Below are 12,600 nucleotides of genomic sequence, written 5' to 3'. Positions count from 1 at the left end.
GCCGCCGCGTTTGTGCCACGCCGCGGGGTCCAGCGTACTCCCACCCGTCGGGCATGAAGAGGCATTGTTTCCTGCTCGCCGATCCCGCCGACTTCAGGGCGCGGACCGGTGTTCCAACGCTTCGGGCAGAACCAGGAAGTCGCGGGTCATCTCGGAGAGTTCGCCGATGCCGAGAAGCGCCATGTCGCGATCGATCTCCGCCGACAGAAGGTCGATGGCATAGTGGACGCCCGCCGCCCCCGCGAGCGCCGCGCCATAGAGCATGGGCCGACCGACGAAGACGAACTGCGCACCGAGAGCGAGCGCCTTGAGGACGTCGGTCCCGCGTCTGACGCCGCTGTCGAGCATCACGGTCATCTCGCCCGCCTCCTGCAAGATCCCCGGAAGCGCCGCGATCGGCGAGATCGCCCCGTCGAGCTGGCGGCCGCCATGGTTGGAGACGATGATCCCGTCGCAGCCCATGTCGCGCGCCATCGCGACGTCGCGCGGCGACAGGACGCCCTTGAGGACGAAATTGCCCTTCCATCGGTCCCGCGCCGCCTGCACGTGCTCCCAGCGCAGCTGCTCGCGCCCCGAGAAGGAGCGAATGAGATTGCGCGCCAGGATCGGCGGGCCGCGATCGACGTCGAGATTCTCGAAATGCGGCATGCCGAGCCTGCGCAAGGTCTTGTAGGCCGTCCCGAACAGCCAGGCCGGCCGCGTCATCCCCTGCCAGGCGAGCCGCGGCGTCGGCTTCAGCGGCGTCGCGAAGCCGTTGCGCAGATCGGTCTCGCGATTGCCGTTGACCGGGACGTCGACGGTGACGACCAGCGTCTCGAAGCCGGCCCGGGCAATACGGTCGGTCATCGCTTCCACCCGCGCCATGTCGCCCGGAAAATACGCCTGAAACCAGCGGCTCCCGGTTTCCTCGGCCACCCGCTCCAGCGCCGTCAGCGACGTCGCACTCATGATCGCCAGCGTCCCGCGAGTGTGCGCGGCCTTGGCGAGCACGACGTCGCCGTCATAGGCGGCAAGTGCGCTGAAACCCATCGGCGCGATGCCGAAAGGCCTTGCATAGGTCTTGCCGAAAAGCACGGTCTCCTGGCTGCGATGGACATGCCCCCGCAGCGATCTCGGAACGAGTCCGATAGCGCCGAAATCCAGCCGATTGGCGGCAAAGCTCCGTCCCGTCTCGGCGGCGCCCGCGATGTAGCCGAAGACCGGCGCGGGCAGATGGCGACGGGCCGCGGCCTCGAAATCCTCCAATGCGAAGGCTCGGCGAAGCCGGAAAGGCGCATGGCTCCTGGCGCGCGCGGTCACGGCAGGTTCGTAGCGGACGGCGGGAGTTGCGTCTTGAGCAGTCTCGTTCGGCATGAGCGTCCGTCTCCCTGATCCGATCCCGGCTCCGTGCGGCGGGTCGGCGGTCCAGACCGCCGCGAAGCCTGCCACTCATGACCTCGCCGCGATGACGGCCAGCACCTTTTGCGCGATCTCGGTGCCGACCCGTTCGAGGCCGCCATTGGTCGAGGCGCCGAGATGCGGCATGGCGAGGAAATGGGGTTCACGAAACAGCGGATTGTCCGCCGTAGGGGGCTCGACGGCGAAGACGTCCGAGGCTGCGCCGGCCAAATGGCCCGACGACAGCGCCTCCGCCAGGGCGGCCTCGTCGACGATGCCGCCGCGGGCGCAATTGACGAGGTAACTGCCCCTTGGCAGCGAAGCGAGCGCCGCCGCGTCGATGATGCCGCGGGTCGCAGACGTCAGCGGCATGTGCAGGAAGACGATCCGGCTCTGGCCAAGAAGCGCGGCCAGGCTCGGCGCGAAGTCGATGCCCGCATCCGGCCTCGATCCGGTTCGACCCGGCGAATAGGCGATCGTCGGCGTGCCGAAGCCGCCGACGAGGCGTCGCCCCACCGCCCGGCCGACGGCCCCGTATCCGACGATCCCGGCGGGCAATTCGCCAAGATCCCATCCGATCTTCAGATGCGGCTCGACGGCGCGGCCATCACGGAGGGCGAGCGTGATCGGCACGACGTTGCGGATCAGCGCCAGGGCGAAGCCGACCGCCAGATCCGCCACGGATTCGGCGTTCGCGCCCGGCGTCGATTCGACCGCGATGCCGGCCGCGGTGGCGGCCGCGACGTCGATGGCATCGACGCCGACGCCATGCTTGCCGATCACCTTGAGATTGGGACAGGCAGCGATCTCGGCGCCGGTGATCTTCCGGGTGCGGACGACGATCCCGTCGCAGGCGGACGGAAACGGATCGGCCTCCGTCAACAGATCCGCCTCGCGTTGCAGCAACGCGATCGCGCTCGGGTGGATGTTTCCGAGGACGTGGACGATGGGGCGGCGGTTCATTCGGTGTTCTCTGTCATGCGGGCAGCCCACCGGACCGCGTCGTGGAATTGGCGAATGTCGGACGAAGGCTCGGCCGCAGCGCCAACTTCTTTATATGCCAACCTCACGATTGTTGACGATGCTGACAACGACGCGCGCTGCTACAGCTTTGTCAGGATCGAGCTAAGGATTTTCATCGATTGTTCGTTCTTGGCAGTTCGCGGGGCCTCGCGGCAGCGCCATGACACTGACCGGCATGGCCGCGGTCGCAGGGATCATCGAAGACCAAGTGGCCGAGATCGTTCGGATCTCGGTGGAGACGGTCAACGGGCTTAATCCGGCACCGGTCACCGAGAACGCGGTCCGCGGCTTCACGCTCGCTGCCTGTCGCGGCCAGCGCCCGCAATAGGCAGCCGTCGCGGATTTCGTGCGGGCAGCACGATGCCGCGGATATGAGGGCCCGACGCTCTTGCCGATGGACGAGCGTGCGACTGTCCTGACGCCGCCAGGATTCGGAAGAGGAATGGCCGGCTTCCCAGACGCAACGCCAAGCTACGACGAACGACAACCCGCGCCGACGTGTTTGAAGCCTTTAGGAGTGACCTCCGGGGGGGAGCTAGACACTCCGAAGATCGATCGCACTACCGGTTCCTCTGCCAAGGCTTTGACGCGTCAAGATTGAGCGGACGCACGAGCGCGAGAAGGGGATGAACGACAGCGCGACAGAGATCATTGCTGCATCCCCCAGCGCTGCACGGTCAGACGCTCAACCGTCCGAAAGACCAGGTTCTCCACGACGAGCCCGAGTAGGATCACCGTCAATAGACCAGCGAAAACCGATGGGATTTCGAGCGAATTCTTGTTTTCGAAGACGTACCAGCCGAGGCCGCCACCACCGGAGCTCGAACCGAAGACCAGTTCCGCCGCGATCAGCGTGCGCCAGGCGAAGGCCCAGCCGATCTTGAGGCCAGTGAGGATCGAGGGAAACGCGCCCGGAATCAGGATCGACCAGATGTAGCCGATCTGACCGATGCCGTAGTTGCGCCCCACCATCCGCCAGGTCGGGCTGACGCCACGAAACCCGGCATGGGTGTTCAGGGCGACCGACCAGAGCACCGCATGGATCAAGACGAAGATGATGCTGGGATCGCCCAGGCCGAACCAGATCATCGCCAAAGGCAGCAGCGCGATCGAGGGAAGCGGATTGAACATTGCCGTCAGGACATCGAGCAGATCGGAGCCGATGCGACTGGCCGTCGCCAGCGCGGTGAGGATGGCGGCGAGCGCGAGACCGGCGACATAGCCCTGGAGCAGCACCTTCATGGAAGCCGCGGCGGCAGCGGGTAGCCGGCCGGAAGCCACATCCGTCCACAGCGCCGCCACCGTCTGGGTGAAGGTCGGCATGAGCAGGTCGTTGTTCACCCATAGGCCATAGGCCTGCCAAAGGCATGCCAGAAAGACCAGGACCCCGACCTTTCGCAGGCCGGCATTGCCCCAGAGCGTCTCGAAGACACCGAGCGGCTTCTCGACGACGCCGTAGCCGGTGTCCGTCACCTCGCGGACAAATTCGGGGCGAGCCGTGGTCGCGCGCTGCACCGGCATTGCGTGTTTCACTGCCTCAGACATTTTCCGTCTCCCGCTCGGGCGTGCCTTCATGGAAGAGCATTCGTTCGATGCGCGCGGAAAGGCGCATTCCATCCGGGCCCTCCGGATCGGAGCCGTCGCTGTTCATTTCCGCCCTCACCTGTCCCGGATGGGCGCTAAGGAGAAGGATACGCGAGCCGACCTTCACCGCCTCGGAAATCGAATGGGTGACGAACATCAGGGTGAAGCGGGTCTCCTCCCACAGCGCCAGAAGTTCGTCCTGCATGCGCACCCGCGTCAGGGCATCGAGCGCCGCGAAGGGCTCATCCATCAGGAGGATTTCCGGCTCCATCGCCATGCCGCGGGCGATCGCGACGCGCTGTTTCATGCCGCCGGACAGCGTATGGGGATAGCTGTCGGCGAATTTTGAAAGGTTCACCTTATCGATGTAGTGCATCGCCCGCTCGTCGGCCTCACGGCCCTTCAGCTGGCCGCTGGCCGTCAGGGCGAAGACGACGTTCTGGCGCACCGTCTTCCAGGGCAGCAGCTGGTCGAATTCCTGGAAGACCAGCATCCGGTCCGGCCCGGGACGGCGTACCACGGCGCCATTCAGACGGATCTCGCCCTCGACGGGCGCGATGTAGCCGCCAGTCGCCTTCAGCAGCGTCGACTTTCCGCAGCCCGACGGTCCGAGGATGACGAACCGGTCGGACCGATGGATTTCGAAGTCGATGCGGTAGCAGGCGGTCACCAGATTGCGCTTGGTACGGTATTGCAGCGTGACGCCGTCGACTTCGAGCAGCGGCCCGCCGGACAACTCAACCATCATTCCTCCTCCCCAGTCACCGCCGCACCGATCGTGCGGCGGTGATACCCGGTATCAATTGCCGCCGGCGACGTCGTCGGATTCAAAGAACAGGTCGCCGAGCGTTTCGGGCGCGTTCTTGAGCGAACCGATGTCGTGCATGAAGGTCGCATACTTCATCACGTTGCTCGGAACCGTCGTGTACTTCGTGTCGTCGCTGGTCAGGATGGACATCATCTCGTCGCGGTCCAGCACCGCCTTGCCGCCCATCGACTGGATCAGCACGTCGAGCGCCGCCTCGCGATCGTTGGCGATCATCTCCTGGGCCTCTTTCAGGGCGCCGACGAAGGCCGCGTAGGCCTTGGGGTTCTCGTCGTGGAACTTGGTCGTGGTGGAGATCATGGTGAAGGTGGTCGGGCCACCCGTCACGTCGTCGGAGTTCTGGATCGTGTGGATCCCCTCTTCCTTCAACTCACGCTGGGCGAAGGGCTGGGAGGCATAGTGCGCGACGATCGAACCATTGCCCGTGACCAGCGCAATGACGGAGTCGGGATGGGCCATCGACACCGTGAAGGGATCGAAGCGGAAGGTCTGGTCGTCGCCGTATTTCTCCCGCGCATACATCTGCATGATGATCGAGGGGATCGACACCTTGACGCTGGTGACGCCGATTTTCATGTCGCCCTTGATGTCGTCGAGCGACTTGATCTCGGGGTCGTTGGTGTTGAGGAACATCGGCATCGTGCTCATCGCCGCGACGCCCTTCACCTGCAGATTGGTCCGCGTCTTGTCCCAGAGGGTCAGGAAGGACGGGGGACCGGCGGAGATGAAACTCGCCGCGCCGGACAGAAGCGCTTCGTTCATCGCGGCCGGCCCGCCGATGTTGGACCAGTCGACCGTCAGCTCGATGCCTTCTTCCTTGGCATGCTTTTCGACGAGCTTGTTCGTCTTCATCACGTGCAGCGGCAGAAAGCCGAAGCCGCCGGCGCCGAGCGGCACCTTGAGTTCGGAAACCTCCGCGGAAGCCGTTTGCGGCGCGAGCAGGATCGCCGTCGCCATGGCGACTGCCGCCATCATCCCTGATTTCTTCATCGGTCATTCCTCCCAAAGATGCCTGCCGGTTCATCCCGGCAGGGCATGATTCCCGGCGTTCAACCGGGACAAGACATCCGCGCGATTTCGCCGGCATCGGCCAATTCTTCGATCTGCCAGCACATCGAAATCAGGCGGTCAGCGCGCTCCGCATCGACGACCTTGGCCTGGTCGCGGAACTTTTCCTCCAGTTGAGCGTCCGAAAGCGGTCGGGCGAGATTGCCCAGCGACTGCAGAAGCTCGTGCTGCAGGACCTCTCCGGACTGCAACGTCACCTCGACGATGACGGCATCCTCGCCGACCTTCGGATCGGCCACCGCCTCCACCTTGTCACGCATCGCCGCCAGCGCGGGATCGCGCACCGCCTCATCGGTGAATTCGGCGAGACCGCCCCTGCCCCGCACCAGCCCGATGGCGGCCGCGTGATAGATCGAGAACTTGGCTTCCAGACCCGTCGCCGGCCGCTGGTCGCAGAGATCGCGGACCAGGGGCGCCACGCGCAGCCGCACCGACTTCACGTTGGCGGGGTCGATCCCCTTCTCGGCCTTCAGCTGGCTGCAGGCGTCGATGGTCGGATGGATGACGATCCCGCATGGGAACGGCTTGTAGGTATTGGTCGACAGGAGAAACTGCGTGCCGAAACCGGTGAGGAGATCGGAGAGATCGTATTCCCCGGCTTCGACGGCGGCAAAGCCACGCGGCCCTTCGAGCGGCGTCGGGCCCGTGGTGAAGCCGGCTTCCGCCAGGAGCGCCGCACGATAGCCCGACTGCGCCGCGGCCCCTGGATGGAAGGATTTCGCCATCGAGCCGAAATTGTCGCGCAGTCCCGCCGACTGGGTGGCCGCCAGGCCGAGGGCCCACGCCATCCGTTGCGCATCGAGGCCGCGCAGGCGCGCGATCGCGGCGGCCGCCCCGAACACGCCGATCGACCCCGTGCTGTGCCAACCGGCGCGGTAATGGGCCGGATAGGTGGCGTTGCCGATCCGCGTCACGACCTCGAAGCCGAGGACGAAGGCGTGCAGGAAGTCCAGCCCGCTGACCGGATTGACCGAGGCGTAGGCGAACATCGCCGAGGCGACGGGCGAGGTCGGATGGATGTAGTTCGACGGCGTGGTGTCGTCGTAGTCGTGAACGTGCGAGCTGATGCCGTTGAGAAACGAGCTGAACAGCGGATCGAAGCGTTCCCGGCGCCCCAGGACCACGGCATCCGGCTTTCCCGCATAGGGCGACAATGCGCGAATGGCGACGTCCATGGCGGGATGGTCGGCGCCGCCCAGCGCACAGCCGACGATGTTGACGAGCGCGCGGCCGGCCTCGTGCCGGACATCCTCGGGCATCGCCTCCGGACGGGCCTCGACGATGGCTTTCGCCAGGCCGGCGGAGACCCCCTCGTCCGAGCCTTTCTTCGACGGAACTGGCATATCCGCTATTCCCCTGCCGCCGCGGCGTCGATCTCGCGGAAGGTCTCGACGCAGACCCGCATCGAGTCGAGCGCGGCCGGAACGCCGCAGTAGATCGCGACCTGCATCAGCACTTCCTGGATCTCTTCACGGGTGACACCGTTGTTGAGCGCGCCGCGCACGTGAAGCTTCACCTCATGGGGCCGGTTCAGCGCGGCGAGCATCGACAGGTTCATCAGGCTGCGCGTCTTGCGCGGCAGGCCGGGACGGCCCCAGATTTCGCCCCAGCACCACTCGGTTACCAGCTTCTGGATCGGAGCGGTGAATTCATCGACGGCGGCCAGCGACCGGTCGACATGGGCGTTTCCCAAGACCTCGCGGCGGATGGCCAGCCCCTTGTTGAAGAGCTCGGTGTCGAAATCGGCAGGTGTGTTCATGATCAGTCTTTCTCTTCTTTCCGGCGCGAGGGCCGGGACGGCAGGAAGTCCGCTGCGCCATCAGGCTCCGTAGCGGCGGTTGAGTTCGGCCATCTCGTGAAGGCCGATGAAGCGATTGAAGTCGTCGAAGGGCGTCAGGCCGTCGGCGATGGCCTCGGTCGTCGGCTGCGCCAGGAAGGTGCGCATCATCTGTGTCACCGCCTTGTGGGCCGTGAGCATCGATTCGATCGGGCAGAGGCTGTAGGCAAAGCCGAGGTCTGCAGCCTCCTGCATGGTCAGCACCGGGCTCTTGCCCGAGCGTGCCATGTTGAAGAGAATCGGCAGGCCGAGGTGGCCCAACGCCTCGGAGAGCTTCTTCATGTCTTCGCGGCTTTCGGGCGCGTCGGCATAAAGCCCGTCGACGCCGGTGTCTGCATAAGCGGCAAGGCGTTCGATCGCCGCGTCGATCCCCTCCACCGCGATGGCATCGGTCCGCGCGACGATGAAGAAGTCGGGGTCGCGGCGCGCATCGACCATGGCCCGCAGCTTTTCCACCATTTCAGTGGTCGGGATGACGTTCTTGCCGGCGAAATGGCCGCATTTCTTCGGGGCGAGCTGGTCTTCCAGATGCAGCGCCGCAACGCCGGCCTCCTCCCAGAGCTCGATGGTCCGGCGCGCCTCCAGTGGCCCGCCGTAGCCGGTATCGGCATCGGCGAAGACCGGCAGCGACGTGGCGCGACAGATGCGGCGAATGGCCTCCAGCATCTCGGTCTGAGTCAACACGCCGAAATCCGGGGCACCGGCGATCACGCCGGACAGGGCGAAGCCGCTGACATAAAGCGCCTTCGCGCCCTCGGCCTCGGCGATCTTCGCGGTCATCGGGTCATGCGCGCCCATGCAGGTGAAGGGGCCCTGCCGGAAGAGCTGGCGGAAGCGGGCGCCCGGGCTGACTTCGCTCGCCATCCTCAAGCCTCCTTTTCGGCGCTGCCGAGCGTCATTCCGGCGAACTGCTCGCAAATGCGGGTTATCGCGGTGTGGTCTTCGCCGGCACCCAGCATGATGGAAGCCGCCGCCCACACCTGCGCGCAATGGGCCGAGAAGGGCACGGGGACGCCGACCGACTTTGCCACGTCGAGAGCGATGCCGACGTCCTTGGCCATCAGGCCGATGCCGAAGCCGCCGTTGGAGAACTGCCGCGACAAGACGTATTGCTTGAACTTGCGCTGGGTGGAGTTGTTCATGCCGGAGGAGCTGTTGAGGATGTCGACCATCCGGTCGGGATCGAGCCCGAACTTCTGGCCGACCAGCAGCGCTTCGATGCCGATCAGGAAGCCGCCGGCCGAAACCAGATTGTTGAGCGCCTTCATCGCCTGGCCGGCGCCGAGGATGCCGACATGGACGACGCTCGAGCCCATGATTTCCAGAACCGGGCGGCAAGCTTCCACGACCGCCTCGTCGCCGCCCGCCATGATGGTGAGTTCGCCGGTCTTGGCCCGCGGCACCCCGCCCGAAACCGGTGCGTCGATGATTGCGATGCCCTGTTCGGCAAGCTGCGCGCCGAGCGCTATGGTGTCCGCCGGTACGCCCGAGCTCATTTCGATCAGCGTCGAGCCCTCGCCCATGCCGGCGGCAAGGCCGTTCTCCCCGAGCACGACGTCGGTGACGATCTTGCTGTTGGGCAGCATGGTGATGACGGTGGCGGCCTTGCCGGCAAGGCTGGCGAGATCGCCGGCCGCCTGACCGCCGATCTCGGCGGTGAAGCTTTGCACGCGCGCCTGGTCCGCGTCGTATATCACCACGTCACGGCCGGCCTTCACCAGGTTGGCCGCCATGTGCCACCCCATCATTCCGATGCCGACCAGGCCTACGGTTTGGTTCGTCATGAAGCTCACTCCCTGGACATGTCAGGCGCTTGTCTGCGCTGCCGTTCGGTGGTTGCGGTGGTTCATCCATTCCCACCCCAGAAGCAGGGCCAGACCGACGAAGCCGATGGTGCTCATCATCGTCGAGGGCAGCATGATCACCACCGCGACGACGAGGAACGCCGCCGCCATCGGAATGGGGATCCGGCGATAGAAGGAGAAGCGTTCGAAGGCGATCGCCAGGGCGACGATGCCGGCCGCGGTGGAGGCCAGGAGGTAGACCCCCTTGAAGGTGATGCCGTCGAGCATGAGGATGGATGGGTCGTAGATGAAGATGAACGGCACCACGAAGCCGACCACCGAGAAGCGCAGAGCGTGCCAGGCGGTCTTGCCGACATCGGAGTCGGCAATGGACGCAGCCGCGAACACGCCGACCATGACCGGCGGGCTGATGGCGCTCATCACCGCGAAGTAGAAGATGAAGAGATGGGCGACGATGAGTTCGATGCCCTGATCGACCATCAGGGGCGCAACCGTCACGGCGACCAGCACGTAGGCGCCCACGGTGACCATGCCCATGCCGAGCAGCATGCAGACCACTGCGGTCATCACGATCATGATGTCGAGATTACCGCCCGAGACGATCTCGATCAGGTAGGACAGGCGGTCGCCCAGCCCGGTCATCGTCAGGACGCCGATGATGACGCCGGCCATGGCGAGCGAGCCCACCAGCGGGATGCATGTCGCCGCACCCTGGCGCACGCCCCGCATGAAATTGTGGATGAAGTTGCCGCGGGTCTCGGGATTGACGAGGCAGACGACGAGGAAGGACAGGATCGACACCGAAACGGCGTAGTCCGCCGAATAGCGCTGCCACAGGAGCACCACCAGGATGACGATCGGGATCAGGAAGGGAATGACTTCCAGGGACGAGCGGCCGAGCGGCGGGATTTCGGACTTGTCGAGCGCGGCGATGTTGAGGCGGATCGAGGTCAGGTGCACCTGCATGAAGATGCAGAAGTAGAACAGAAGGCACGGAATGATGGTCAGCGCCATGATCTGGATCAGCGGGTAGCCGGTGATCTCGCTCATCAGAAAGGCCGTGGCGCCGAGGATCGGCGGGGTGATCTGACTGCCGAGCGACGCGGTGGCCTCGATGCCCGCAGCCACTTCGCGCTTGTAGCCGACGCGTTTCATCATCGGGATCGTCACGACGCCGGTGGTGACGATGTTGGTGACGGACGAGCCCGACATCATGCCCATCAGCGCGCTGGCCAGGATGGCGATCTTGGCCGGACCGCCTTGGAAGCGGCCGGCGATCGCCATGGTGAAGTTCATGAACTTCTGGGCGCCGCCGGAAGCCTCAAGAAAGGCCGCGAAGAAGACGAACAGGCCGATATAGGTGGCGCCGATCGCCAGCGGCGTGCCGAACAATCCGTCGGTGGTGAAGATCTGGCTCCACAACAGCCGATCCACCGACAGGCCGGCATGGCCGAAGAGGTTCGGCAGCTTGTAGCCGAACAGCGCGTAGAGGATCGCCAAGATGGCGACGTAGTTGAGCGGCCTCGTCGAGGTTCGCCGGGTCATCTCCATGACCGCGAGGAACAACAGGATGCACAGCGTCTTCTGGCCCGGCGTGAGGGTGAAGACGAGGGCGAAGTCGAGCCACACCACAGCAACCCAGACGGCGGCCGCGCAGCCGGCGACGATCAGCGCGTTCAGCGCCCAGTTCACCGCCTTGCCGTCCCCGAACAGCCGCGCCGGCAGGACGAAGGCCGTCAGCGCCATGATGATGACGAGGTAGGTGGGAAGGAAGACGAGCGTCGGCGGTCCGCCGAAAAGCCCGGCCCATAACGGATAGATCAAGAGGGCGAGCGAAAGGGCCGCCGTGACGAGCCGCCAGAGCCCGCCGTGCCCCGTGGTCAGGGCATTGTAGTCGGTAACGGCATCCGTTACTGCCGCGGCACCTTGGTCGGGGCCGGCCGGCTGTTTCATAGGGGTCATGTCGCCTTCCCGCTGCGCTGGGTTTCCCACCGGGCGGCGAAACGACCGCCCGGCGCAGGACATTCTCGCAATCGATGGGGACTAGCCGTCGGAGAGAAGGTCCTGGTACTTTTCCCAGCCCGGAACGTTCTGCTCCTTGTAGTAGCGCAGAGCGCCGGCATGCGGGGGAATGGGAACCCGTTTCAGGGCTTCCTGGAGGTTGACCTTCGCGTAGACGTTGGTGCTGCGCTGGATCTCGCTGACATTCTCCCACACGGCGCGCGTCATGGCGTAGACGAGATCTTCGGGAAGATCGGCCTTGAGGAACATGAATTCCGGGGAGACGAAGGTCTGGCCGGGATCGGGCACCTTGAGGTCGGGATACTGCTCCTTGAACGGCCAATCCACGGGGCCTGCCCACTCGATCCGCTCCTTGATCTTCGGAATGGACTCTTCGCTCGGCTGAAGCAGCGTGACGTCGCGCGAACCGGTCAGCTCGAGCACCGCACCGGAAAAGTCGCGCACATACGACAAGGCGTCGATATTGCCGTTCTGCAGCTGATCGATCGCCTTCGAGGTGTCCATGTAGCGCACCGTCACGTCGTCGAGCGAGACGCCATTGGCCTCGAAGACGATCTGCGTGAACAGGTAGTTCGACGTACCTTTCGGCGCGAGAGCGACCGTCGCGCCCTTCAGCTCCGAGATCCTGGTGAAGCCGGTGTCGGTGCGCCCGAGAATGTTGAGCGGAAGCTCGTTGTGGTAGAACCACAGGCGCAGATCGATGCCCTCTGAAGGGAACGGCGCGACGCCCTTGGTAGCGTTTTCGATGATGAGTGGCGTGCCGACGCCGCCGATCATGGTGCCGTCATGGACGTGCATGGCGCTTTCGGCATCGTAGCCCGGCACCACCGCACCGCTGGCACGCACGCCCTCGACGTTCTCGGTGATGATCTTGCCGATCGCCGAGGCGAGAATGCGGGAATTCCCGGTCGCCGAACCGCCGCCGATGACGACGTCGTAGTTCCACTCGGCACTGCCAAGCTTGTCCTGCGCGAATGCCCGGCCGCCAACGGCGGCCATGGCGGCTGCCGAACCGACAGTGGCCAGCAGCCTTCGACGTGAAAGCTTCATCATCAGAT

Annotated in this window: 12 protein-coding genes; 1 reads left to right on the top strand and 11 read right to left on the bottom strand. The window is 65.1% G+C overall.

Translation table 11 applies throughout. From position 1 onward, the window contains the following. Positions 1-93 precede the first annotated feature (93 nt). Positions 94-1,353 carry an alpha-hydroxy acid oxidase gene (locus tag GTK09_RS01910; protein WP_163460775.1) on the bottom strand — a complete coding sequence of 420 codons (1,260 nt, stop codon included), beginning with the start codon at positions 1,351-1,353 and terminating at the stop codon, positions 94-96. 75 nt (positions 1,354-1,428) lie between these two features. Beyond that, positions 1,429-2,340, bottom strand: coding sequence for an NAD(P)-dependent oxidoreductase (locus GTK09_RS01905; protein ID WP_163460774.1), 912 nt, complete (start codon positions 2,338-2,340; stop codon positions 1,429-1,431). Positions 2,341-2,560: 220 nt separating this feature from the next. On the opposite strand from GTK09_RS01905, the gene GTK09_RS01900 reads away from it, so the two are divergent. Next, on the top strand, positions 2,561-2,728 hold the full coding sequence (locus tag GTK09_RS01900; RefSeq protein WP_163460773.1) for a hypothetical protein: 168 nt from the start codon (positions 2,561-2,563) through the stop codon (positions 2,726-2,728). Positions 2,729-3,048: 320 nt separating this feature from the next. Here GTK09_RS01900 and GTK09_RS01895 read toward each other — a convergent pair whose 3' ends face one another. From GTK09_RS01895 to GTK09_RS01855, 9 genes are all read right to left on the bottom strand, one after another. After that, on the bottom strand, positions 3,049-3,945 hold the full coding sequence (locus GTK09_RS01895; RefSeq protein ID WP_163460772.1) for an ABC transporter permease: 897 nt from the start codon (positions 3,943-3,945) through the stop codon (positions 3,049-3,051). After that, positions 3,938-4,732 (bottom strand): ABC transporter ATP-binding protein, encoded by a 795-nt coding sequence (locus tag GTK09_RS01890; protein ID WP_163460771.1) that lies wholly within the window; start codon positions 4,730-4,732, stop codon positions 3,938-3,940. The genes GTK09_RS01895 and GTK09_RS01890 overlap by 8 nt, the downstream gene beginning before the upstream one ends. A 51-nt stretch (positions 4,733-4,783) precedes the next feature. After that, on the bottom strand, positions 4,784-5,800 hold the full coding sequence (locus tag GTK09_RS01885) for an ABC transporter substrate-binding protein (RefSeq protein WP_163460770.1): 1,017 nt from the start codon (positions 5,798-5,800) through the stop codon (positions 4,784-4,786). Positions 5,801-5,859: 59 nt separating this feature from the next. Continuing rightward, the gene (locus GTK09_RS01880; RefSeq protein WP_163460769.1) at positions 5,860-7,221 is read right to left on the bottom strand and encodes an MmgE/PrpD family protein; all 1,362 of its coding nucleotides are present in this window, start codon (positions 7,219-7,221) and stop codon (positions 5,860-5,862) included. Between the two features lie 5 nt (positions 7,222-7,226). Further along, positions 7,227-7,637 carry a 4-carboxymuconolactone decarboxylase gene (gene pcaC / locus GTK09_RS01875; RefSeq protein WP_163460768.1) on the bottom strand — a complete coding sequence of 137 codons (411 nt, stop codon included), beginning with the start codon at positions 7,635-7,637 and terminating at the stop codon, positions 7,227-7,229. 60 nt (positions 7,638-7,697) lie between these two features. After that, positions 7,698-8,579 carry an isocitrate lyase/PEP mutase family protein gene (locus tag GTK09_RS01870; protein ID WP_163460767.1) on the bottom strand — a complete coding sequence of 294 codons (882 nt, stop codon included), beginning with the start codon at positions 8,577-8,579 and terminating at the stop codon, positions 7,698-7,700. 2 nt (positions 8,580-8,581) lie between these two features. Continuing rightward, positions 8,582-9,499: an NAD(P)-dependent oxidoreductase gene (locus GTK09_RS01865; RefSeq protein ID WP_163460766.1), complete on the bottom strand. Its 918-nt coding sequence runs from the start codon at positions 9,497-9,499 to the stop codon at positions 8,582-8,584. A 21-nt stretch (positions 9,500-9,520) separates the two neighbouring features. Continuing rightward, positions 9,521-11,482, bottom strand: coding sequence for a TRAP transporter permease (locus tag GTK09_RS01860; RefSeq protein WP_163460765.1), 1,962 nt, complete (start codon positions 11,480-11,482; stop codon positions 9,521-9,523). A gap of 81 nt (positions 11,483-11,563) precedes the next feature. Continuing rightward, the gene (locus GTK09_RS01855) at positions 11,564-12,595 is read right to left on the bottom strand and encodes a TAXI family TRAP transporter solute-binding subunit (protein ID WP_163460764.1); all 1,032 of its coding nucleotides are present in this window, start codon (positions 12,593-12,595) and stop codon (positions 11,564-11,566) included. Positions 12,596-12,600 lie beyond the last annotated feature (5 nt).

It is taken from the genome of Jiella pacifica (assembly GCF_010500815.1).
Lineage (GTDB): Bacteria > Pseudomonadota > Alphaproteobacteria > Rhizobiales > Rhizobiaceae > Jiella > Jiella pacifica.
The sequence above is the reverse complement of the archived record's forward strand: the minus strand, read 5'-3'. Positions and strand labels throughout refer to the sequence as shown.

What these genes read in the sequence shown, in the direction of transcription:
- GTK09_RS01865 (WP_163460766.1), bottom strand. Translation starts at nt 9,499, where the DNA reads ATGACGAACCAAACCGTAGGCCTGGTCGGCATCGGAATGATGGGGTGG.
- GTK09_RS01855 (WP_163460764.1), bottom strand. Translation starts at nt 12,595, where the DNA reads ATGATGAAGCTTTCACGTCGAAGGCTGCTGGCCACTGTCGGTTCGGCA.
- GTK09_RS01895 (WP_163460772.1), bottom strand. Translation starts at nt 3,945, where the DNA reads ATGTCTGAGGCAGTGAAACACGCAATGCCGGTGCAGCGCGCGACCACG.
- GTK09_RS01905 (WP_163460774.1), bottom strand. Translation starts at nt 2,340, where the DNA reads ATGAACCGCCGCCCCATCGTCCACGTCCTCGGAAACATCCACCCGAGC.
- GTK09_RS01900 (WP_163460773.1), top strand. Translation starts at nt 2,561, where the DNA reads ATGACACTGACCGGCATGGCCGCGGTCGCAGGGATCATCGAAGACCAA.
- GTK09_RS01880 (WP_163460769.1), bottom strand. Translation starts at nt 7,221, where the DNA reads ATGCCAGTTCCGTCGAAGAAAGGCTCGGACGAGGGGGTCTCCGCCGGC.
- GTK09_RS01885 (WP_163460770.1), bottom strand. Translation starts at nt 5,800, where the DNA reads ATGAAGAAATCAGGGATGATGGCGGCAGTCGCCATGGCGACGGCGATC.
- GTK09_RS01910 (WP_163460775.1), bottom strand. Translation starts at nt 1,353, where the DNA reads ATGCCGAACGAGACTGCTCAAGACGCAACTCCCGCCGTCCGCTACGAA.
- GTK09_RS01860 (WP_163460765.1), bottom strand. Translation starts at nt 11,482, where the DNA reads ATGACCCCTATGAAACAGCCGGCCGGCCCCGACCAAGGTGCCGCGGCA.
- GTK09_RS01870 (WP_163460767.1), bottom strand. Translation starts at nt 8,579, where the DNA reads ATGGCGAGCGAAGTCAGCCCGGGCGCCCGCTTCCGCCAGCTCTTCCGG.
- pcaC (WP_163460768.1), bottom strand. Translation starts at nt 7,637, where the DNA reads ATGAACACACCTGCCGATTTCGACACCGAGCTCTTCAACAAGGGGCTG.
- GTK09_RS01890 (WP_163460771.1), bottom strand. Translation starts at nt 4,732, where the DNA reads ATGATGGTTGAGTTGTCCGGCGGGCCGCTGCTCGAAGTCGACGGCGTC.